Here is a 21676-nt window from a genome sequence, read left to right as displayed (position 1 = left end):
GTCGATGGCATGAGACCGGTCACGCCCAATCCTTTGGGCCGATCCATTCTGGTGCCGAGACACAATCCCTCCTTATTCGGGACAGGTCGGCTGCGCAGCCTGCGCGGTTCCGGCATGCAGGCAGGCCAAGCCGCCGGCTTCTCGCAAAATGTCCCGCTGCTCCCGCCGGCACGGAACGCGTCCGACCCATGCATCTTTCTGAACTCAAGGCCAAGAGCCCCGCCGACCTGCTCGCTTTCGCCGAGTCCCTGCAGATCGAGAACGCCTCCATCCTGCGCAAGCAGGACATGATGTTCGCGATCCTGAAGCAGCTGGCGGAGAATGATCAGGCGATCCATGGCGACGGCACGCTGGAAATCCTGCCCGACGGCTTCGGCTTCCTGCGCTCGCCGCAGTCGAACTACCTGCCCGGGCCGGACGACATCTATGTCTCCCCCGCCCAGGTGCGCCGCTTCGGCCTGCGCACCGGCGACACGGTGGAAGGCCAGATCCGCGCGCCGAAGGATGGCGAACGCTACTTCGCGCTGCTGAAGGTCAACACCGTCAACTTCGAGCCGCCCGAGGCGCTGCGGCACCGCATCAACTTCGACAACCTGACGCCGCTCTATCCGACCCGTCGCCTGAAGATGGAGAACACGGAGTTCGAGAGCGTCGCGAAGGGGATGCAGAAGGACTACACCCCCCGCGTCATCGACCTGGTGGCCCCGATCGGCATGGGCCAGCGCGCCCTGGTCGTGGCACCCCCGCGCACCGGCAAGACGGTGATGCTGCAGAACATCGCCCGCAGCATCAGCCTGAACCACCCGGACGTTTTTCTTCTCGTCCTGCTGATCGACGAGCGCCCGGAAGAGGTCACCGACATGGCCCGCACGGTGCGGGGCGAGGTCGTGGCCTCCACCTTCGACGAGCCGGCGACCCGCCACGTCCAGGTGACCGAGATGGTGCTCGAGAAGGCCAAGCGCCTCGTCGAGCACAAGCGCGACGTCGTCATCCTGCTGGACAGCATCACCCGCCTGGGCCGCGCCTACAACTCGGTCGTGCCCTCCTCGGGCAAGGTGCTGACCGGCGGCGTCGACGCTAATGCCCTGCAGCGGCCGAAGCGCTTCTTCGGCGCCGCCCGCAACATCGAGGAAGGCGGCTCGCTGACCATCATCGCGACGGCGCTGATCGACACCGGCAGCCGCATGGACGAGGTCATCTTCGAAGAGTTCAAGGGCACCGGCAACTCGGAGCTCATCCTCGACCGCAAGCTGTCCGACAAGCGCGTCTTCCCGGCGATCGACATCACCAAGTCCGGCACCCGCAAGGAAGAGGTGCTGATCGACCGCCCGACCCTGACCAAGATGTGGGTCCTGCGCCGCATCCTGAACCCGATGGGCACCCAGGACGCGATGGAATTCCTGCTGGACAAGCTGAAATACAGCAAGACTAACCAGGACTTCTTCGACGCGATGAATACTTGATTGGTTTGGCCTGGGCGCGAAAGCGCCCAGGCCCCTCAGGCGCCGGCGCGCGCATCCGCGCGCTTGGCTACCGCGCCATAGGGCGCGGGCCGCGTTCGCGGCCTCAGCCGACCAAGAGGTCGGCTGCTTTTGTTTTCGGCCTCAGACGCCGGCGCCGGCATCCGCCGGCTTGGCTTTCGCGCCATAAGGCGCGGGCCGCGTTCGCGGCCTCAGCCGACCAGGGGTCGGCTGCATGTTTCTCCTTTGCTTTCTTCGTCGCGTCTGTGCTCCGCCTTCGGCGCAGCCCAGCTTCCTCACCCGTGCGCGCTGTCCAGCCCCCTGCGATCGGCGGGGCTCGGCGGCTGGTCAGCGGCGATCGGCGCGCTAGGCTGCAGCCACTCCATGATGGCGAAGAGGCAGACGGATGCAGGGCAAATCCTGGCAGGGCGTGTCGGTGGCCGAGCTCGAACGCGCATCGCACAACGCCGTGCCGGCGCTGCGCACCGCCTTTGACGGGCCCTTCCTGATGCGCGCCTTCCTGGGCGGCACCGGGCGCGCCAATGCCGTCTCCTCGCTCGACCCGGCGCCCGATGCAGCGCTGACCCAGCGTGTCGACCGCATCGCCGGCGCCTATGACAAGCTGGGCCTGACCCCGCGCTTCCGCTCCACCCCGCTCGACCCGCCGGGCCTGCAGGAAGCCCTGCTCGAACGCGGCTACGCCGAGCACGACGAATCTGTCGTCATGGCGGGCCCGCTCGCCGGCTTCGCCGCCCCCGACGCTGCGGTGGAATTCCTGCCCGCGCCGACCGAGGAATGGCTCGCGGTCCTGGCCACCGCCGACTACCAGACCGAGAAGCGCCGCGCCGAGAAGATGCAGGCCCCCGGCATGATGCTGCTCCCCGCCGCCTGGCTGCTGCTGCGCCTGGAGGGGAAGGCCGTCGCCGCCGGCCAGGTCGCCGCCGACGGCCAGCTGCTGGGCTTCTTCGACATCGCGACCGCCCCCGACTTCCGCCGCCGCGGCCTGGGCCAGCGCCTGCTGGCCGCCGGCGCCGCCTGGGGCCAGGACCAGGGCGCCCGCACCGGCTGGCTGCAGGTCTCGGCCAGCAACACTCCGGCCCAGGCGCTCTACGCCCGGCTGGGCTTCGCCGGCATCTACAACTACCGCTACTTCCTGCTGCGCTGACTTGTGAGGGCGGGCGGGGTGGCAGGCTTCGTCGCCCTCCGCCTAGGCTGCGCGGCGCCACAACGCCGGAGCCGCCGCCGCCCATGCCGGACACCGCGACCAAGCCCTCTGTGAAGCCGCCGGCACAGATCGGCCTGCCGCGCATGTCGCCGGCCGAGCTGCTGTTCTTCCGCCGCCTGCTCGATGACGGGGGCTTCTCCCGCTACGGCGAGTTCGGCCTCGGCGGCTCGACGCTGGAGGCGGTGCGGCGCCCCATCCCCATGCTGGTCTCGGTGGAATCGGATGCCGACTGGCTGCAGGCCGCCTCTGACCAGCCGGAGATCGCCGCCGCCATCACCGCCGGCCGGCTCACGCTGCGGCATGGCGACATCGGCCCCGTCGTCGCCTGGGGCCGCCCACGCGACAGCCAGGCCATGGCGCGCTGGCCGGATTATGTCGCCACCTTCTGGGAGGAATGGTCGCGCCGCGGCGCACTGCCGCAGCTGGTCTTCGTCGATGGCCGCTTCCGGGTGGCGGCGGCGCTGTCGGCGCTGCTGCAGGCCGGGGACGACCCGCCCGCCGTGCTGGTGCACGACATGGTGGAAGCCCGGCTGCGCCATTACGGCGCCATGCTCGGCTTCCTGGAGCCCGTGGCGCAGGTGGAGACGCTGTGGCTGCTGCGCGCCCGGCCGAAGCTCGACCGCGCCGCGCTGCTGGCCGCCTTCCTGCGCCACGCCCTCGACTTCCGCTGAAGGCAGGGGAGGGGGCCTCGAAAGGCCCCCATGGCATTAGGGCAGGAAGACGGTGCTGCCCGTGGTCTTGCGGCCTTCCAGCGCGCGATGCGCCTCGGCAGCGTCCTTCAAGGCATAGGTCTGGTTGACCTCGATCTTCACCGCGCCCGACAGCACCACCGAGAAAAGATCCGTCGCCGTCGCCACCAGGTCGGCATGCTTGGCGGTATAGGTCGCCAGCGTCGGCCGGGTCAGGAACAGCGACCCCTTGGCCGCCAGCACGCCGATATCCAGCGGCGGCACCGGGCCCGAGGCATTGCCGTAGGACACCATCATCCCGAGCGGTGCCAGGCAGTCCAGCGAGGCCATGAAAGTGTCCTTGCCGACGCTGTCATAGACCACCGGCAGCATGGCGCCGTTGGTGATCTCCTTCACCCGGGCCGCCAGGTCGTCCTTGCCGGCGATCAGCACGTGCTCGGCGCCATGGGCGCGCGCCAGCGCGGCTTTCTCGGGCGTGGAGACGGTGCCGATCACCGTGCAGCCCAGCTGCTTCGCCCACTGGCACATGATCAGGCCGACGCCGCCGGCGGCCGCATGCACCAGGATCGTCTCGCCCGGCTTCACCGGATAGGTCCGCCGCAGCAGATACTGCGCTGTCATCCCCTGCAGCATCATGCCGGCCGCGGTGGTGTCGGAAATCCCCTCCGGCACCTTCACCAGCCGGTCGGCCTTGATGGTGCGCGCCTGGCAATAGGCGCCGATCGGCGCCATGGCATAGGCCACCCGGTCGCCCACCGCGAGGCTGGTGACCTCGCTGCCCACCGCCTCGACCGTGCCGGCCGCCTCCATCCCCAGCGTCGCCGGCAGGGAGGGCAGCTTGTACAGCCCGGTGCGGAAATAGACGTCGATATAGTTCAGCCCGACGGCGCCATGCCGCACCAGCACCTCGTCGGGCTTCGGCGCGGGAACCGGCACCTCCTCCCACACCATCTTCTCCGGGCCGCCATGTTCGTGAATGCGGATGGCATGGTTGTTCATAGGAGCGCTCCTTCGTGACGCAGGCTGCGCCGTTCGAGATCCAGAAGATACCGCTTGGTGGCGGCACCTTCGCCACCCGAATAGCCGCCCAGCGTGCCGCCGGCGCCGACCACCCGGTGGCAGGGGATGATGATGGGAATGGGGTTGCAGCCATTGGCCTGGCCGACGGCCCGCGCCACCGAGCCGATGCTGGCAGCCAGCTCGGCATAGCTGCGCGTCTCGCCGGGCGGGATCGCCTGCAGCGCCGTCCAGACCCGCTTCTGATAGGGCGTGCCATGGGGCGCCAGCGGCAGATCGAAGCCGGGCCGCTGGCCGTCGAAATAGTCCTGGACCTGCTCGCGCGCCATGACCAGCAGGGGGGTTTCCTCCTGGTCCCGGCCGCGACCCCAGTCCAGCGCGACGATCGCCCCATCCTCCTCGGAGAGGGTGAGCGAACCTAAGGGGGTGAGGAAGGAGAGCTGTGGCATCGGCGCGATTCGACACGCTCAGCCGGCAGCGTCAAGGGCGAAGGACGTGAGCGGGTCGGATGGTCTCGTTTCACGTGAAACGGTACAAAGAGAAGGAAGTCTGGGGGAAAGAATTCCCCCAGGCCCCCATCTTTTTTCTGCCTCTCAAGCAGCGCTGGCCACATCCCCATGCACACCATCTTCGCCCTCGCCTCCGGGGCCGGCCGCGCCGCCATCGCCGTCATCCGACTTTCCGGGCCCGACACCAGCACCATCCTCCGACACCTTGCCGGCGGCCTCCCCAAGCCTCGCCTGGCCTCCCTCAGGCGCCTGCGCCACCCTGATACCCAGGAAACCCTCGACGAGGCCCTGGCCCTCTGGTTTCCGGGCCCAGCCTCCTACACGGGCGAGGACTCGGCCGAGCTCCACCTGCATGGCGGCCGCGCCGTCGTCGAAGGCGTCAGCGCTGCCCTGATCACCCTCGGCGCCCGCCCGGCCGAACCCGGCGAGTTCACCCGCCGCGCCTTCCTCAACAACCGCCTCGACCTGACCGCGGCCGAAGGCATCGCCGACCTGATCGACGCCGAGACCGCGGCCCAGCGCCGCCAGGCCCTGCGTCAGGCCGGCGGCGCCCTGGCCCGCCGCTATGCTGGCTGGGCCGAGCGCCTGACCCGCCTCCTGGCCCACCAGGAAGCCGCCATCGAATTCGCCGAGGACGGCCTGCCCAACACCCTGGAGGACCAAGTGCGCGCCGGCGCCGCCACCCTGGCCGCCGAGATCGAAAGCCACCTTGCCGACGGCCACCGCGGTGAGCGCCTGCGGGAAGGCCTCTGGGCCGCCATTATCGGCGCCCCCAATGCCGGCAAGTCGTCGCTGCTGAACGCCCTGGCCGGGCGCGAGGCCGCCATCGTCTCCGCCCGCGCCGGCACCACCCGCGACGTGGTGGAAGTGCGCCTCGACCTCGGCGGCGTGCCGGTGCTGCTGGCCGACACGGCCGGCCTGCGCGAGACCGAGGACGAGATCGAGGCCGAAGGCGTCCGCCGCGCCCGCCGCCGCGCCGAGGAAGCCGACCTGGTCATCGCCGTCTTCGCCGCCGACGCGCCGCCCGATGCAACGACTCTCGGCCTGCTGGCCCCCGGCACCCTGGTCATCGCCAACAAGAACGACCTGGCACCGGCGCCGGCGACGATCGGCGGCATCGACACGCTGGCGGTCTCCGCGGCAACGGGGCAGGGGCTGGACGCGCTGCGCGCCAGCCTGGCCGAGGCGGCGGCCACCCGTGCGGGCCTCAGCGAGGAGGCCAGCCTGACCCGCCCCCGCCACCGTGCGGCCCTCTCAGAAGCCGTGGACTGGCTTGGCGAGGCCGGCCGGGCGCCACTGCCGGAGATCTCGGCGGAAGCGCTCAGGGCGGCTTTGCGGGCGCTGGGGCGACTGACCGGGCGGATCGGCGTCGAGCAGGTTCTGGACGTCGTCTTCGGTGATTTCTGCATCGGAAAGTAGCGGGCCTCGCCCGGCGATCCGGGCTATAGAACGGCCCATGCGCGAGAATCACTTTGATGTCGTGGTGGTGGGCGGCGGGCATGCCGGCACCGAGGCCGCTGCCGCCGCCGCCCGTTGCGGTGCCCGCACGCTGCTCCTGACCCACCGCTTCGAGACGCTTGGAGAAATGTCCTGCAACCCCGCGATCGGCGGCGTCGGCAAGGGCCATCTGGTGCGCGAGATCGACGCGCTGGACGGGCTGATGGGCCGCGCGGCCGATGCCGCCGGCATCCATTTCAAGCTGCTCAACCGCAGCAAGGGTCCGGCCGTGCGCGGCCCCCGCGCCCAGGCCGACCGCGCCCTCTACCGCCAGGCGGTGCAGGCGCTGCTGACCGCCCAGCCGGGCCTGACCATCCGCGCCGAGGCCGCCGAGGGGCTGGAGCGCGACGCCGTCGGCCGGGTCACGGCCGTGCTGACCGCCGGTGGCGACCGCATCGCCTGCGGCGCCGTGGTCATCACCGTCGGCACCTTCCTGCGCGGCGAGATCCATATCGGCGAGACCCGGCAGCCGGCGGGGCGGGTGGGGGACGCGCCCTCGGTCGGGCTGGCCCTGGCGCTGGAGGCGCTGGGCCTGCCGATGCGCCGGCTGAAGACCGGCACGCCGCCGCGCCTCGACGGCCGCACCATCGATTGGGCGGCGCTGGAAATGCAGCCCGGCGACGCCGAGCCTGAGCCGCTGTCCTGGATGACCGACCGCATCACCAACCGCCAGGTGCAATGCGGGATCACGTCGACGACCGCGGAAGGCCATGCGCTGATCCGCGCCAACCTACACCGGGCGCCCATCCACTCGGGCCAGATCCAGGGGGTCGGCCCGCGTTACTGCCCCTCGATCGAGGACAAGGTTTCCCGCTTCGCCGACCGCGACCGGCATCAGATCTTCCTAGAGCCGGAGGGGCTGGACGATCCCACGGTCTATCCGAACGGCATCTCCACCAGCCTGCCGGAAGATGTGCAGCGCGCCTTCATCGCCTCCATCCCAGGGCTGGCGCGCGCCACCATCCTGCGCCTGGGCTACGCCATCGAATACGACCATGTCGATCCGCGCGCCCTGCGCCCGACGCTGGAGCTGCGCGACGTGCCCGGCCTGTTCCTGGCCGGCCAGATCAACGGCACCACGGGCTACGAGGAGGCTGGCGCGCAAGGGTTGCTGGCCGGGCTGAACGCCGCGCTGCTGGCCGGCGGGGCAGGGGACGGGCAGGTGTTGGCCCGTACTGAGGCCTATCTCGGCGTCATGGTCGATGACCTGGTGCTGCAGGGGGTCAGCGAGCCCTACCGCATGCTGACCGCCCGCTCCGAGCATCGCTTGGCCTTGCGCGCCGACAATGCCGGGCTGCGCCTGACAGAGAAGGGCATCGCCTTGGGGCTGGTCGGCCCCGAGCGCGCAACCCGCTTCCGCGCCTTCTCGGCGGCCCTGAGCGATGCCCTGGTCCGCGCTCGGACCGAGGGCGGCACGCCCGCCGCGCTGCAGGCCGCCGGCATTCCGATCAACCAGGACGGCCGCTGGCGCACCCTGCTCGAAGTGCTGGCCCTGCCCGAGGTTCCGGCCACCGCCGTCGCCGACGCCTTCCCCTGGCTGCGCGACTTGCCGACCGGTGTCCGCGCCCAGCTCGAGGCCGAGGCGCTCTATGCTCCCTATCTCCAGCGCCAGGCCGCCGAGCTGCGCCTGCTGGAGCGGGAGGAGCGGGTCTCCATTCCCCGCGGCATCGACTTCGCCGCCATCCCCGGCCTATCGCGCGAGATGCAGCAGCGCCTGGGCGCCGCCCAGCCGGAAACCCTGGGCAGCGCCGGCCGCGTCGCCGGCGTCACGCCCGCAGCACTGGCGGCGCTGGCCGTCCATCTCCGCCGCCAGCAGGAGCGTTTCACGTGAAACAGGATCTTTTCTCCCCGCTGCCGCCGGTCAGCGTTTCACGTGAAACGGAAGCCCGGCTGGACCAGTTCACCGCCCTGCTGCTGCGCTGGAACGCCCGCATCAACCTGGTCGCCGCTCCCGACGCCTCGGTGCTGCGCCAGCGCCATATCGCCGACTCCCTGCAGCTGCTGCCGCTGATCCCGGAAGGGCAGGGGCCGCTGGCCGATCTCGGCAGCGGCGGCGGCTTCCCTGGCCTGGTGCTGGCCATGGCGCTGGACCGTCCCTACCACCTCATCGAATCCGATCGCCGCAAGGCCGCCTTTCTGCAGACCGTCGCCGGCGAGCTCGGCCTGACCCATGTCACCGTCCATGCCGAGCGCATCGAGGCTGTCCGCCTGCCGCCCATCGCCGTGCTGACCGCCCGCGCCCTCGGCCCGCTGGACCGCATGCTGCCCTGGGCCGAGGCGCTGCTGGCCGCCGACGGCGTCGCCCTTTTCCCCAAGGGCCGTGCGGCCGAGGAGGAGATCGCCGCCGCCGCCCCGGGCTGGACAATGACGATCGAGCGGTTCAAGAGCAGCACCGAGCCGAACGCCACCATCCTCCGACTGTCGGGAATCCGCCGTGCCGGCGCCTAAGCCCCCTGCCAACCTGCGCCGCATCGCCCTGGCCAACCAGAAGGGCGGCGTCGGCAAGACCACCACCGCGATCAACCTGGCCACCGCCCTGGCCACCAAGAAGCGCGTCCTGGTCATCGACCTGGACCCGCAGGGCAATGCCTCCACCGGCCTCGGCCTGCCGCGCAACGAGCGCGGTGCCGGCAGCTATGCCCTGCTGGTCGGCCAGAAGCCGCTGGCCGAGCTGATGCGCCCAACCAAGGTGCCCGGCCTCTTCGTGCTGCCGGCCGACAACGACCTGGCCGGCGCCGAGATCGAGCTGGTCGGCATGGACCAGCGGGAGCACCGCCTGCGCTTGGCGCTGGAGGCAGCGTCCGAGACGCTGGCCGATTTCGACTTCATCCTGATCGACTGCCCGCCATCCCTCGGCCTGCTGACGCTGAACGCGCTGGTCGCGGTGGAATCGGTGCTGATCCCGCTGCAGGCCGAGTTCTTCGCCCTCGAAGGCGTCTCGCAGATCACCCGCACCATCGACCGCGTCCGCCGCGTGCTGAACCCGGCGCTGACACTGGACGGCATCGTGCTGACCATGTTCGATCGGCGAAACAATCTCTCCGAGCTGGTGGCCGCCGACGTGCGCGCCTTCTTCCGCGACAAGGTGTTCGAGACCGTGATCCCCCGCAACGTCCGGGTCAGCGAGGCGCCCTCCCACGGGCTGCCGGTGCTGCTCTACGATCCGCGCTCCACCGGCGCGCTGTCCTATGTGAAGCTTGCCGCCGAGCTGTTGCGGCGCGAGCGTGTGCGCGGGAGCAAGGCGGCATGAGCGGACGCAAGCCCCCCCGCCTCGGCATGGGCCTCTCGGCGCTGCTGGGCGACCAGAACGCCGTGACGCCTGCCAGCCCCGGCGCCAGCATCCCGCGCACCCTGCCGGTAGAAGCCCTCGAGCCCGGCCCCTTCCAGCCGCGCGGCCCGATCGACCAGAACGGCCTGGCCGAGCTCGCCGCCTCGATCCGCGAGCATGGCGTGCTGCAGCCCATCCTGGTGCGCCCCAAGCCCAGCCAGCCCGGCGCCTTCCAGATCATCGGCGGCGAGCGCCGCTGGCGTGCTGCCCAGCTGGCCCAGCGCCACGAGGTCCCGGTCTACGTCCACGACCTGGACGACCGCGCGGCGCTGGCCGCCGCCCTGGTGGAGAACCTGCAGCGCGAGGACCTCAACGCGCTGGAGGAGGCCCAGGGCTACAAGCGCCTGACCGACGAGTTCGGCCTGACCCAGGACGCGCTCGGCCAGGCCGTCGGCAAGAGCCGCAGCCATGTCGCCAACACGCTGCGCCTGCTGGCCCTGCCGCCCAAGGTGCGCGAGATGCTGGCCCGCGGCAGCCTTTCGGCCGGCCATGCCCGCGCCCTGTTGACCGCCCCCGACCCGGTGAAGCTGGCCGAGATGGTCATCACCCGCGGCCTGAACGTGCGCCAGACCGAGGCCCTTGCCGCGGCGGCCGAACGCAGCAAGCCCGTCCCCGGCCCGGTCTCGGCCGATGCCGACACCAAGGCGCTGGAGAACGACCTGATGACCCGCCTGGGCCTGAAGGTGGCGATCCGCCATGGTCGGAAGGGCGGCAAGATCACCATCAACTACCGGGATCTCGACCAGCTCGACGGGCTGATCCGGCTGCTGAAGCCGGACGCCTAAGGGAAGACAGGCAAGCGAAGACTCCGGGGGCATTGAATGCCCCCGGACCCCCACATTCATTTTGCGTTGCGCCCCGAAGCAGCCGAGGCGCCCCGCCTGTGGCCTGAAAGCGCCAACTGATGGCGGGGTCCGGGGTGACACTGTCACCCCGGCGGGGTTTCAGGGGCGGAGCCCCTGACTTCTTATCCCCTGCGCTTCAACGACACTGCCTGCCGCGCGAGCGTCAGGATGGCCGTCTGGGCCACCACGCGGTCCGGGATGGGTCTGGCTGCCGATCCGGACTTGCCCCGCTTCTCGGCCTCCAGGAGGGCGCTGCCGGCCGCTTCCAGCAGGTGGGGGGGCCAGAGGCGCAGGGCGGCCTCGAAGCCGCCCTTCATGCGGAAGAAGACCGGCGGCCGCAGCCCTTCCATGGCGCCGGAGGGCGAGGCGCCGGCGGCCACCGACAGCGAGGCCAGGTGCAGGCGCTGGATATGGCGCAGCGCGGCGCGAAGGACGGCGATCGGGCTGGCGCCTTCGGTGAAGGCCGCTTCCAACGCGCGGTCGGCCAGCGGGATGTCGCCGGCGGTGGCGGCGACCAGGGCCTCGTCCAGGTCCAGGCTGGCGCCGTCGCCGGCGCAGGCCAACACGTCCTCTTCCGTCAGGCGGCCGCCCTGGCCGGCATAGAGGGAAAGCTTCTCGACCTCCCGACGCAGCATCTGGCGGTCCTCGCCCATGCGGGAGGCCAGCCAGTCCAGCGCCGGCGGGTCGATGGAGACGCCCTGCTCCTGCAGCACGCGGGCGATGGTGTTGGCCAGCTCCGCCCCGCGCTCGCGGTAGCAGGGGATGACCTGGGCGTCCGGATGGGGCTCCAGCAGCGCGCGCAGCTTGGCCTTGGAGGGCAGCTCGCCGGCCTCCAGCACCAGCAGCGCCTCGCCGGGGCCGGCCAGGGCTTCCTTGACCGCCGGGGCCAGGGCGTCGCTGGCGTCGCGCACACGGACCAGGCGGCGGCCGCCGGTCATGGAGAGGGCGGCCATCTCGCCGGACAGGGCGCCAGGCTTGCCGGCCATGTCGCGTGGCAGCTCGGCCAGGCGGAAGGGGTCGTTGGCGCCGATCACCGCGGCGACCAGGGCATCGGCGCGCTCGCGCACCAGCCCGGCATCCTCGCCATGCAGCAGCACGGCGCGGGCGCGGCCGGGATCGGCCATGAAGGCCGGCAGGCGGCGGGGATCGAGCTTGGCCATGGGGAAGCGCCTGGCCTCAGCCGGTATTGGCCTCGCCCAGCCGCACCGACATCCGCAGCACGATGTCGTCCGCCAGCAGGTCGATCAGCCGCACCATGGTGGCGTCGCGGGAGAAGTCGGCGGCGAAGAACTGGTTGTCGGGCACGTTGAAGGAATCGAAGGTCCGCTCGACGCCCTGGGCCAGCGTCGCAGGCGGCGGGGTCAGCGTCACCAGCTGCCAGCTGGCGGTGGCGTTGTAGCGCACGCGGGAGGCGGTGCCGTCGCGGCGGAAGCCTTCCGGCTCGGCCGAGAGCTGCAGGGCGACGCGCAGCTCGTTGGCGGGCGCGGTGGCGCCAGCGGCGCCCAGCTTCTCGGTCAGCGAGCGGCGCATCAGCTGGCCGGTGCGCTCCGGGATCAGCCCGACCTGGGTCGAGGCCAGGATGGCGCGCACCCGGTCGCTGCTGCCGGCGACGCTGCCGGCGCTGCCGCCGCCCGCGCCATAGAGCGGGCGGAAGCCGCAGCCGGCCAGCGGCAGGGCGCCGGCGGCCAGCAGCAGCAGGCCGCGGCGGGGCAGGCCTGCCGAACGGCGATCAGACGACGAAGTTGACGATCCGGCCCGGGACATGGATGCGCTTCCTGATGGGGCGCCCGGCGATGGCGCGCTGGACGTTTTCCTCCGCCTCGGCGGCGGCGAAGATGGTCGCCTCGTCGGCGCCGACCGGCACCGAGATGGTGCCGCGCAGCTTGCCCAGCACCTGGACGGCCAGGGTGATGCTGTCAGCCTTGGCCAATTCGGCATCGGAGTCGAGCCAGGGCAGGTCGGCCACCAGCCCGGCGCCCGGGCGCAGCAGCGACCAGAGCTCCTCGGCCAGGTGCGGCATCATCGGGCTGACCAGGCGGGCGACCGCCTCCAGCGCCTCGCGCCGGGCCGCGCCATCTTCGCCGGACGCGGCTTCGATGGCGTTGGCGAATTCATGGATGCGGGCGACGGCGACATTGAACGAGAAGGTCTCGAGCGCCTCGGTCACGGCCGCGATGGTGCGGTGGGTGGCGCGGCGCAGGTCGCGGGCGGCGCCCTCGGCCGGCTCCGTGCCGGGGGCGGGCAGGGAGGCCACCGCGCCATTCACCACGCGCCACAGCCGCTGGGTGAAGCGCGAGGCACCGGAGACGCCCGATTCGGTCCACTCCATGTCCCGCTCCGGCGGGTTGTCGGAGAGGATGAACCAGCGCGCCGTGTCGGCGCCGTAGTGGTCGATGATGGCGCCGGGGTCGATCGTGTTGCGCTTCGACTTCGACATCTTGTCGTTGCGCGCCACCGTCACGGCGAGGCCGGTGGCCTTCTCGGTGGCGGTGCCGTCGACGGCCGCGTCGACCTCGTCAGGGGCCAGCCAGCGACCGTCCTGCGACTTGTAGGAGGCGTGCTGCACCATGCCCTGGGTGAAGAGGCCGGCGAAGGGCTCGGCGGTCTCCAGCTGGCCCAGATGGTTCAGGCCGCGGGTGAAGAAGCGGGAATAGAGCAGGTGCAGGATCGCATGCTCGATGCCGCCGATATATTGATCGACCGGCAGCCAGGCATTGGCCGCATCCGCCACCAGCGGGGTCCCCGCCTTGGGCGCCGTAAACCGGGCAAAATACCAGGAGCTGTCGACGAAGGTGTCGCAGGTGTCGGTCTCGCGCAGGGCGGGCTTGCCGCAGGACGGGCAGGCGACATGCTTCCAGGTCGGGTGGCTGTCCAGCGGGTTGCCCGGCTTGGAGAAGTCGACATCTTCCGGCAGCACGACGGGCAGCTGCTCGGCGGGGACCGGCTGTGTGCCGCAGGCGTCGCAATGGATGACCGGAATCGGGCAGCCCCAGTAGCGCTGGCGCGAGACGCCCCAGTCGCGCAGGCGCCAGTTGACGATGCCCTTGCCCTGGCCCTGGGCCTCCAGCGCGTCGATGGCGGCGCGCTTGCCGGCCTCGGTGCCCAGCCCGTCGAGGAAGCCGGAATTGTAGAGCATGCCCTCGTCGGTATAGGCGGTCTTGCCGATGGCGAAGGTGGCGGGATCCTCGCCGGGCGGCAGGATGACCGGCGGCACCGGCAGGTCGTATTTGCGGGCGAAATCGAGGTCGCGCTGGTCGCCGGAGGGGCAGCCGAAGATGGCGCCCGTGCCGTATTCCATCAGCACGAAATTGGCGATCCACACCGGGAAGGTGACGCCTTCCAGGAAGGGGTGCTTGACCCGGAGCCCGGTGTCGATGCCGCGCTTCTCGGCCTGCTCGATGGCGGCCTCGGAGGTGCCGAGCGCGCGGACCTCGGCGATGAAGGCGGCGATCGCCGGGTTCTGCGCGGCGGCGGCGGCAGCCAGCGGGTGCTCGGCCGCGACCGCCAGGAAGGACATGCCGAACAGCGTGTCAGGACGGGTGGTGAAGACCTCGACCGAGTCCTGAGTCCCCCCTGGGCCGGCGGCCGGGCTTTCCAGCGCGAAACGGACGCGCGCACCCTCGCTGCGGCCGATCCAGTTGGCCTGCATCAGCTTGACGCGCTCCGGCCAGCGGTCGAGCCCGTCGAGCGCCTCCAGCAGCTGCGGCGCGAACTTGGTGATGGAGAAGAACCACTGCGACAGCTTCTTCTTCTCGACCGGAGCGCCGGAGCGCCAGCCGCGGCCGTCGATCACCTGCTCGTTGGCCAGCACGGTGTGGTCGACCGGGTCCCAGTTGACCCAGCTTTCCTTGCGCTCGACCAGGCCGCCCTTGAGGAAGTCGAGGAACAGCTTCTGCTGCTGGCCGTAGTACGAGGGGTCGCAGGTCGCGAATTCCCGGTCCCATTCGATCGACAGACCCATGCGCTTCAGCTCGGCGCGCATATTGGCGATGTTCTGGTAGGTCCAGGCGGCCGGGTGGGTGCCGCGCTCGCGCGCCGCGTTTTCGGCCGGCAGGCCGAAGGCGTCCCAGCCCATCGGATGCAGCACCTGGAAGCCGCGCGCCCGCTTGTAGCGTGCCACCACGTCGCCCAGCGTGTAGTTCCGCACATGCCCCATATGGATCTTGCCCGAGGGGTAGGGGAACATCTCCAGCACGTAGTATTTGGGCTTGGATCCGTCCGGCACGTCGGGGGCGGCGAAGCAGGCGCCGGCCTCCCAGGCCTGCTGCCAATGCGGTTCGGCGGCGGCGAAATCGTAGCGGGCGGGGGTGGCGACGTCGTTCATGGCACCGTTCTGTCAGGCCGGGCAGGCCAAGCCAGCAGGCTCGGCCGGGCGATCGATAGGCGAGGCGCCAAGGGATACGGGCTTGTCGCGGTCAAGGGAAGGCCGCGAACGGCAAAAGGGCGCGGCTTGCGCCACGCCCTTCGCGAAACACCGGCGGGGGAGGACCCGCTGTCTCAGCGGGCGGCCGACTGGCTGCGCAGCTCGCGCGCCCGGGTCAGCACCTGGTTCTCCAGATCGGTCGATGTCGCCTGCACCACCGGGGCATCCTGCCAGGTGCCGCCGTGCAGCTCCTGGCGGAAGACCGAGATGCGCACGCCGTCGGAACGCAGCTGGCGGCCCATGATATAGGCGGTGGCGCGGAAGCGCTCGTTCGGGGTCGCCGGCGGCGCGTACCAGTCGGTGATGATCACGCCGCCGAAGGGATCGGCCGAGGAGAGCGGCAGGAAGGACAGGGTGTCCAGCGTGGCGCGCCAGAGATAGGCGTTGACGCCGAGCCCGGCCTCGCCGCCGGCCGCGCCGCGGCCACCGGCCCCGCCGCCGGAACGGTCGGTGCCCATGATGAGCAGGCCGTCCTGCTCACCGCTGAGGCGGCCCATGACGCGGGCGCGCCGCGAGTCGTTCAGGTACTCGTCATTCTCGACGATGCGTCCCTTGCTGCAGGCCGCCAATGCCAGAAGCATCAGCGACGAGGCGATGACGGGGCGGGCGATCTGCATGGCGCGGGCACGGTGCTTCAGCATGGCGGTCACTTACGTCTCTGTGGCCGGGATACGCAAGCGGGAAAAAAGAAAGGGCGGCAGGTTGCCCTGCCGCCCTCCCGTTTCCGGTCCCTGGGAAGGGATCAGAAGGCGAAGCGGAAGCCCGTCAGGAAGACGTTGGCGTCCAGCGAGTTGTTGGCGTTGCGGGTCGCCGCAGCGTTGGCCGCGCCGGTGGCGAAGTTGAAGCCGGCTTCCTCGCGCTTGATGTAGGTGTACTCGGCGATGTACTCGATGCCCGGGGCGATGCGGTAGGTGCCGCCCACGTTGAAGCCCTTCTCGGTGCGGCTGCCGGTCAGCGCGGCGCCGTTGGCGGCGGCGGACTGGTTACCAGCCGAACGCACCTCGGCGTAGTCGGCGCCGACGGTGAAGTCACCGTAGGTGTAGGACACGCCGGTGAAGAAGGAGTTCATCTGGCGGCTGTCGCCGGCGAGGTTGGCACGCGGCGAGAAGCCGTTGTTGCCGTCACCGAAGACGTACTGGCCACCGACCAGGAAGCCGAAGGCGGTGAACTGGATGCCGGCGAGGCCCAGGTTCATGCGATCGGGCGAGATGCCGGTGGTGTTCTTGATGGCGTCGGCGCCCATGTAGCCGACATGCGCGCCGATGCCCACGCCGGAGAAGCTGCCGCGGTAGCGCAGCATGGCGGTGACTTCGTTGCGGCGACGGATCAGGCCGCCGGCGACGGAGGCGAGACGGTCGCAGCCGGTGCCGGTGGTGCCGCAGCCGGCCTCGGGGCCTTCACCCTGGTTGAAGGCGAAGCTGGCGCCGAAGTCGAAGCCCGCGAACTGCGGGGACATGTAGATGATCTTGGTGTTGTCACCAGCGTCGGACTGCATGTTCAGCGCCGGACGGCCCTGGCCGTACAGGCTGTCGTAGAAGTCGCCGTCCAGGCCGCCCGAGGCGAAGTTGGCGATGTAGCCCTGGCCCATCAGGCCATAGACGTTGTCTTCGTCACCGAAGCGCAGCTGGCCGAAGGAACCGGCCACGTAGCCCCACGCCTCGTCGAGGTCGAGCTGGGTCTTGGTGGTGGTGTTCGAGCCAGAGATGCTCTGGGCCTGGCGGAAGTTGTCGTTCTGGATCTCGACCGCGACGCCGTAACGCAGGCCGTTGGCGGCCTTGCCGTTGGCGACGACGTGGATCTCGGTCTCCTGCTGGAAGTCCGACTTGCCCAGGTTGCCGGCGGCGCCGTTGGTGTAGTCCTGGGTGGTGTTCGAGTAGTAGTACCGGAAGAAGCCGCCCAGGCGGACTTCGAGGTCACGGTGCGACGTCATCGCCGGGCCAGCCGCCCGGAACGGGTCGGCGCCCTGCGCCATGGCGCCGGTGGAAGCCATCACGAGGGCGCCGACGACAGCGGTCGTGCCCAGCAGAATCTTGCGCATCCCAAATCCTCCTCACGCGCCGGTCGAGTCCGGCAGGTCCCGCGGCCCCCTGTCCCCCTCGACAGGTGTCTGCCCCCGAAGGGACTGACGGGTCAGGCCATGGCGCGGACTATGGTTCAGGCACTTAGGGACGGGCAATGCTCCGCTTGGCCTCGCCGCGACTTCCTTGAAACACTGTGTCTTACGGGACACAGGGGAGATACAGCATGTGGCATCGCGGCACAGCGGCGGAAACTTTGACGGAAGCATAACGTCTTCAGCAGCTTGAGCCGGGCCGTCCCTCGGGTGGCTGCGATCAGGCCAGCGCGGTGATTGCCGCCAGCCCGCAGCAGGGCGGCGGAACCCGGGCGGCATTGGTTGCAAGAATCCCCCCCAGCGCGGCCACCGGGCGGCCGGCGCGGCGGGCCTGGGCGGCCCAGCGAAAGGGGCCGAGGCTGGGGGCGCCAGGGTGGCTGGGCGTCGGAAACAACGGCGACAGGAAGATCAGGTCGGCCTTCTGCCGCCGGGCGCGGCGCAGCCCCGCCGGACCATGCGCCGCCATGGAGAGCAGCGCGCCCGGGGCGCCGGCGCGGCGGGCCAGGCGGAAGGCGGCGAATCCGGCACCGGTGGCGCGGTCGGGCCAATGCAGCCCGGCCTGCAGCGCCAGCGCCTGGCGAGGATTGCCGCCGAGCAGCAGCGGACCGCGGCGGCGACGCTGCCGGGCAAGCGACTCCAGGAAGTCAGGTGCCATGCCACGAGCGACGACACCGGCGCCGCGCGGCAGCCGGGCGGCGGCGGGGCGTGGATCGGGCAGCCGGACCGGGTCGCTGAACAGCCAGAGCCGGGGCAGGGGCCGCCGATTCGCGGCCTGCGCTGTCTTGAGCCGGAGCGCCGCCCACCCTACCGTCCGCACGCCATGTCCCATATCGCCGCCAACCTGATCCAGATCCGTGACCGCATCGCCGAGGCCTGCCACCAGGCCGGGCGCGACCCTGCCGCGGTGCAGCTGGTCGCGGTCTCCAAGTTCCACCCGGCCGAGTCGGTGGCGCAAGCCCTGGCCGCCGGGCAGCTGGTCTTCGGCGAGAACCGGGTTCAGGAGGCGGCGCAGAAATTCCCGGCGCTGCGGGAGGCGACTCCGGCGCTGCGCCTGCACGTCATCGGCGCGCTGCAGACCAACAAGGCGCGCGACGCGGTGCGCATTGCCGATGTCATCGAAAGCCTGGATCGCCCGAAGCTGGCCGCCAGCCTGGCCGAGGCCATGGCGCGCGAAGGCCGCCGGCCGGGCCTGCTGGTGCAGGTCAATATCGGCCGGGAGCCGCAGAAGGCCGGCATCGACCCGGAGGCGCTGGACGATTTCATCGCCGAATGCCGCGAGACGCATGGCCTGCCGGTTGAGGGGCTGATGTGCATCCCCCCCGCCGAGGAAGACCCATCCCCGCATTTCGTCGCCATGCAGGAAGCGGCGGCGCGGCTGAAGCTGGGCGTGCTGTCGATGGGGATGAGCGGCGACTTCGAGCAGGCGATCCGCCACGGCGCGACGCATGTCCGCATCGGCACCGCCATCTTCGGGCACCGGGCGACACCCTAGATCCTGAGATAACAGAGACCCTTATATAAGGGTCGTGCGGCGGAAGTCTCGACTTCGGCGAAGTCGTCCATCATAGTGGACGTGACGCAGCGAAGAGGGGACGGCCATGACGCGGGTCTTGCAGCTCAACGCCTTCGACATGGCCTGCATCGGCCATATCCAGCAGGGGATGTGGACGCATCCGCGCGACTCCACCGTGCAGTACAACCGGCTGGACTACTGGGTCGGGCTGGCGCGGACGCTGGAGCGCGGGCTGTTCGACGGGCTGTTCCTGGCCGATGTGCTGGGCATCTACGACGTCTATGGCGACAGCCCCGACGCGGCGCTGCGGGGGGCGGTGCAGGTGCCGCTGCTGGACCCGGCGCTGCTGGTGCCGGCCATGGCGGCGGCGACGCAGCATCTGGGCTTCGGCATCACCTGCAACCTGGCTTATGAGCAGCCCTTCCTCTTCGCGCGGCGGATGTCGACGCTGGACCACCTGACTCAGGGTCGGATCGGCTGGAACATCGTCACCGGCTATCTGGACAGCGCCGCCCGCGCCATGGGGTTTTCCCAGCAGATGGCGCATGACGACCGCTACGACCTGGCGGACGAATACATGGACGTCGTTTATCGGTTGTGGGAGGCGAGCTGGGACGGCGACGCGGTGCGGGCCGATCGCGGGCAGGGGGTCTATGCCGACCCGGCCAAGGTGCGCGCCGTGCGCCATGCCGGGCGGCAATACCAGATGGAGGCGATCCACCTCTGCGAGCCGTCGCCGCAGCGGACGCCGGTGCTGTACCAGGCCGGGACTTCCGACCGCGGGCGGCGGTTCGCGGCGAGCCATGCCGAATGCGTCTTCGTCAATGGCGGCAAGCCCGAGCCGGTGGCGAAGCTGGTCGCCGACCTGCGTGCCAGGGCAAGGGGGCGTCCTTTGAAGGTCTTCGCCGGGGCGACTGTGGTGGTCGGGCGGACCGAGGCCGAGGCGCGCGCGTTGCTGGAGGAGTACCGCCGGCATGCCAGCGTCGAGGCCGCGCTGGCGCATGCCTCGGCCTCGCTGGGCATCGATTTTTCCCGATATGAGATGGACGAGCCGATCGAGTCGGGGCCGGGGCAGGCGATCCAGTCCAATGTCGCGGCGATGAAGCAGGCGGCAGGGCCGGTCTTCACCAAGCGGCGGCTGATCGACCAGTTCGTCCTGGGCAGCCGGCAGCCGCCGATCGTCGGCTCCGCGGCGCAGGTGGCCGAGGCGCTGATCGGCTGGGCCGAGGCGGCCGATGTCGACGGCTTCAACCTGTCGCGCACCGTCATGCCGGAGGGGCTGGAGCGGTTCGTCGATCTGGTAGTGCCGGAGCTGCAGGCGCGCGGCGCCTTCAAGACCGCCTATGCGCCTGGGACCTATCGGGAAAAGCTGTTCGGGGGGGGCGCCTTACTGGCAGCGCCGCATCCGGCGGCCGGGCTGCGCGCTAGCGCTTGAGCAGGACCACCAGGTAGCGGCAGGGGGTCTCGCCCGGGTTGTGGAAGCGGCAGGCCTCGGGCGGGCCGAGGCGCAGGCAGTCGCCGGGCTGCATGGCGTGCAGCGTGTCGCCTTGGGTGAAGTCCAGGCGGCCTTCGATCAGCATGATCTGCTGGTCCTGCAGGAAGGCGAAGGCGGCGGCGGGGTAGTCGACCGACTGGCCCGGCGGCAGCTCGCCCCAGACCAGGTCGAGGGGCGTGGCCGGCCCGCCGGCGGGGGTCAAAGCGCGGCGGATGAAGCCGGTCTCGGGATCCTGCCAGACCGGCTGCTGGTCGCGGCGGGCGAGCTGGCCGGCGGTCTGCTCGGCGCGGGCCAGGAGCTGCGACAGGCTGAGCCCGAAGGCGCCCGAGAGACGGCCGAGCAGGGCGGCGGTCGGGCTGACCTCGTCGCGCTCGATCTTGCTGATCATGGCCTTGGAGACGCCGGAGCGTTCGGCGAGCTCGGCGAGGGACCAGTTGCGGCCTTCGCGCTCGGTCTTCAGGCGGCGCGCGAGCTGGGCGGCGTTGTCAGCGGTCATTTTTGTAGTGTAGCTGCTTGAAGATCAGAAAAAAGAAGGGGTCCAGGGGAATTCATTCCCCTGGCCTTTCTTGCTTTGATCCACGTGAAACACTCGTGTTCAGGCGAGCGCTTCTTCCTTATGCGCCTTGGCCATGTCGCCGAGGGTCGGGAAGCGGAAGTCGTAGCCCGCTCCGGAAGGCGGCGGCGGCGTCGCGCCCCAGCCATCCCGGTCGTGCCGCCGGTCGATCCAGGCCGAGGCCAGCCCCAGCCGCTTGGCCGGCGCGTGGTCGTGGAACAGGCTCTGCGCCGTGTGCAGGATCTCGCTGGGCGAGTGCCCGGCCTCGGCGAGCTTCTCCAGCATATAGTCGAAGTTGCGCAGGTCGGGCTTGTAGCTGCCGATATCCTGGGCCGTGTAGACCGCGTCGAATTCGACGCCGAGGCGCTTCTGGCTGCCGGCGAAGCTGGTGCGGTCGACGTTCGACAGGATGACCAGCTTGTAGTGCTGCTTCAGATAGGTCAGCGCCGCCGTGGAATCCGGGAAGGCGGGCCAGTCCGGCACGGAATTGCCGAAGGCCTCGTGCACGGCGTCGCTGGCCTCGATGCCCCATTCGTCGGCCAGGCTGCGATGCACCTCGCTGAGCAGGTCGGAATAGATCAGGCCGGGGGTTTCGCTCTGCTGCGCGGATTCATGCCGGGCAAAGGCTTCCAGCGCATCCTCCCGCGACAGGGCGAGGCCGCCCAGGCGCAGCAGCGGTTGCAGGGCGGCGTTGATGCCGGTTTCCCAGTCGATCAGGGTGCCGTAGCAGTCGAAGGTCAGTACGCGGAAATCCTGCAGGCGCATCGCGTCTCTCCGAAGCCAGAGGGGTTACCGTGGCATGACGGCGGCCGTCGCGGGAAGCGCGAATGCAGGGGCACCCCCCTGGGCCGCGGCCACCTCGCCCCCCATGATAGGCAGGAAGGCCGTTAACGGCGCAGCCTGCGAGACCGAGGGCGACGACATGACCAGCACCGACCAGCCCACCCCCCCGCCCACCATCCGCCGCGAGGATTACCGGCCGCCCGCCTTCCCGATCGACCAGGTGGCG

At 70.5% G+C, this 21676-nt stretch carries 20 protein-coding genes; 10 read left to right on the top strand and 10 right to left on the bottom strand.

The features are described from left to right. The first annotated feature begins 188 nt into the window (after nt 1–188). From rho to BKE38_RS12450, 3 genes are all read left to right on the top strand, one after another. Nucleotides 189–1463, top strand: a complete 1275-nt coding sequence (gene rho, locus BKE38_RS12460; protein WP_076957639.1) for a transcription termination factor Rho — start codon at nt 189–191, stop codon at nt 1461–1463. A 403-nt stretch (nt 1464–1866) separates the two neighbouring features. After that, nucleotides 1867–2625: a GNAT family N-acetyltransferase gene (locus tag BKE38_RS12455; RefSeq protein ID WP_076957638.1), complete on the top strand. Its 759-nt coding sequence runs from the start codon at nt 1867–1869 to the stop codon at nt 2623–2625. A gap of 83 nt (nt 2626–2708) precedes the next feature. Further along, complete coding sequence (locus BKE38_RS12450; protein WP_076957637.1) at nt 2709–3356, top strand: hypothetical protein; 648 nt, start codon at nt 2709–2711, stop codon at nt 3354–3356. Nucleotides 3357–3392: 36 nt separating this feature from the next. Here BKE38_RS12450 and BKE38_RS12445 read toward each other — a convergent pair whose 3' ends face one another. Further along, nucleotides 3393–4373 carry a quinone oxidoreductase family protein gene (locus tag BKE38_RS12445; RefSeq protein WP_076957636.1) on the bottom strand — a complete coding sequence of 327 codons (981 nt, stop codon included), beginning with the start codon at nt 4371–4373 and terminating at the stop codon, nt 3393–3395. Next, the gene (locus BKE38_RS12440) at nt 4370–4840 is read right to left on the bottom strand and encodes a methylated-DNA--[protein]-cysteine S-methyltransferase (RefSeq protein WP_076957635.1); all 471 of its coding nucleotides are present in this window, start codon (nt 4838–4840) and stop codon (nt 4370–4372) included. The genes BKE38_RS12445 and BKE38_RS12440 overlap by 4 nt, the downstream gene beginning before the upstream one ends. A gap of 168 nt (nt 4841–5008) precedes the next feature. Between BKE38_RS12440 and mnmE the strand changes: the two genes are divergently transcribed. From mnmE to BKE38_RS12415, 5 genes are read left to right on the top strand one after another with little or no spacing between them, the layout of a single operon-like run. After that, on the top strand, nt 5009–6319 hold the full coding sequence (gene mnmE / locus BKE38_RS12435; RefSeq protein WP_076957634.1) for a tRNA uridine-5-carboxymethylaminomethyl(34) synthesis GTPase MnmE: 1311 nt from the start codon (nt 5009–5011) through the stop codon (nt 6317–6319). A gap of 37 nt (nt 6320–6356) precedes the next feature. Continuing rightward, nucleotides 6357–8228 (top strand): tRNA uridine-5-carboxymethylaminomethyl(34) synthesis enzyme MnmG, encoded by a 1872-nt coding sequence (mnmG, locus tag BKE38_RS12430; protein ID WP_076957633.1) that lies wholly within the window; start codon nt 6357–6359, stop codon nt 8226–8228. Then, entirely contained in the window at nt 8225–8845 is a 621-nt protein-coding gene (gene rsmG / locus BKE38_RS12425) for a 16S rRNA (guanine(527)-N(7))-methyltransferase RsmG (protein ID WP_076957632.1), read from the top strand. Before mnmG ends, rsmG begins: the two co-directional genes overlap by 4 nt. Beyond that, the gene (locus BKE38_RS12420) at nt 8832–9647 is read left to right on the top strand and encodes a ParA family protein (protein ID WP_076957631.1); all 816 of its coding nucleotides are present in this window, start codon (nt 8832–8834) and stop codon (nt 9645–9647) included. The genes rsmG and BKE38_RS12420 overlap by 14 nt, the downstream gene beginning before the upstream one ends. Continuing rightward, the gene (locus BKE38_RS12415) at nt 9644–10510 is read left to right on the top strand and encodes a ParB/RepB/Spo0J family partition protein (protein ID WP_076957630.1); all 867 of its coding nucleotides are present in this window, start codon (nt 9644–9646) and stop codon (nt 10508–10510) included. The genes BKE38_RS12420 and BKE38_RS12415 overlap by 4 nt, the downstream gene beginning before the upstream one ends. Before the next feature lie 182 nt (nt 10511–10692). Here the strand turns inward: BKE38_RS12415 and holA are convergent, their stop codons facing one another. The 6 genes from holA to BKE38_RS12385 form a co-directional block, all read right to left on the bottom strand. Beyond that, entirely contained in the window at nt 10693–11730 is a 1038-nt protein-coding gene (holA, locus tag BKE38_RS12410) for a DNA polymerase III subunit delta (RefSeq protein WP_076957629.1), read from the bottom strand. Between the two features lie 16 nt (nt 11731–11746). Further along, nucleotides 11747–12334 carry an LPS assembly lipoprotein LptE gene (lptE, locus tag BKE38_RS12405; protein WP_076957628.1) on the bottom strand — a complete coding sequence of 196 codons (588 nt, stop codon included), beginning with the start codon at nt 12332–12334 and terminating at the stop codon, nt 11747–11749. Next, entirely contained in the window at nt 12300–14894 is a 2595-nt protein-coding gene (gene leuS, locus BKE38_RS12400) for a leucine--tRNA ligase (RefSeq protein ID WP_076957627.1), read from the bottom strand. Before leuS ends, lptE begins: the two co-directional genes overlap by 35 nt. A gap of 173 nt (nt 14895–15067) precedes the next feature. Further along, a complete protein-coding gene (locus BKE38_RS12395; RefSeq protein ID WP_076957653.1) occupies nt 15068–15634 on the bottom strand; it encodes a DUF3576 domain-containing protein in 567 nt (188 codons plus the stop codon). 101 nt (nt 15635–15735) lie between these two features. Next, a complete protein-coding gene (locus tag BKE38_RS12390) occupies nt 15736–17031 on the bottom strand; it encodes a porin (RefSeq protein ID WP_076957626.1) in 1296 nt (431 codons plus the stop codon). 295 nt (nt 17032–17326) lie between these two features. After that, the gene (locus tag BKE38_RS12385; RefSeq protein WP_242662334.1) at nt 17327–17761 is read right to left on the bottom strand and encodes a thiamine phosphate synthase; all 435 of its coding nucleotides are present in this window, start codon (nt 17759–17761) and stop codon (nt 17327–17329) included. A gap of 165 nt (nt 17762–17926) precedes the next feature. On the opposite strand from BKE38_RS12385, the gene BKE38_RS12380 reads away from it, so the two are divergent. Both BKE38_RS12380 and BKE38_RS12375 read left to right on the top strand, forming a co-directional pair. Then, the gene (locus BKE38_RS12380; protein ID WP_076957625.1) at nt 17927–18598 is read left to right on the top strand and encodes a YggS family pyridoxal phosphate-dependent enzyme; all 672 of its coding nucleotides are present in this window, start codon (nt 17927–17929) and stop codon (nt 18596–18598) included. Nucleotides 18599–18704: 106 nt separating this feature from the next. Further along, on the top strand, nt 18705–20054 hold the full coding sequence (locus BKE38_RS12375; RefSeq protein WP_076957624.1) for an LLM class flavin-dependent oxidoreductase: 1350 nt from the start codon (nt 18705–18707) through the stop codon (nt 20052–20054). Here BKE38_RS12375 and BKE38_RS12370 read toward each other — a convergent pair. Then, nucleotides 20044–20610: a helix-turn-helix domain-containing protein gene (locus BKE38_RS12370; RefSeq protein ID WP_076957623.1), complete on the bottom strand. Its 567-nt coding sequence runs from the start codon at nt 20608–20610 to the stop codon at nt 20044–20046. The two genes, BKE38_RS12375 and BKE38_RS12370, sit on opposite strands and share 11 nt — an antisense overlap. A 99-nt stretch (nt 20611–20709) precedes the next feature. Further along, nucleotides 20710–21432, bottom strand: coding sequence for a haloacid dehalogenase type II (locus BKE38_RS12365; RefSeq protein ID WP_076957622.1), 723 nt, complete (start codon nt 21430–21432; stop codon nt 20710–20712). Nucleotides 21433–21676 lie beyond the last annotated feature (244 nt).

It is taken from the genome of Teichococcus deserti (assembly GCF_001982615.1).
Taxonomy (GTDB): Bacteria; Pseudomonadota; Alphaproteobacteria; order Acetobacterales; family Acetobacteraceae; genus Pseudoroseomonas; species Pseudoroseomonas deserti.
This window is presented reverse-complemented; position numbering and strand designations above follow the sequence as displayed.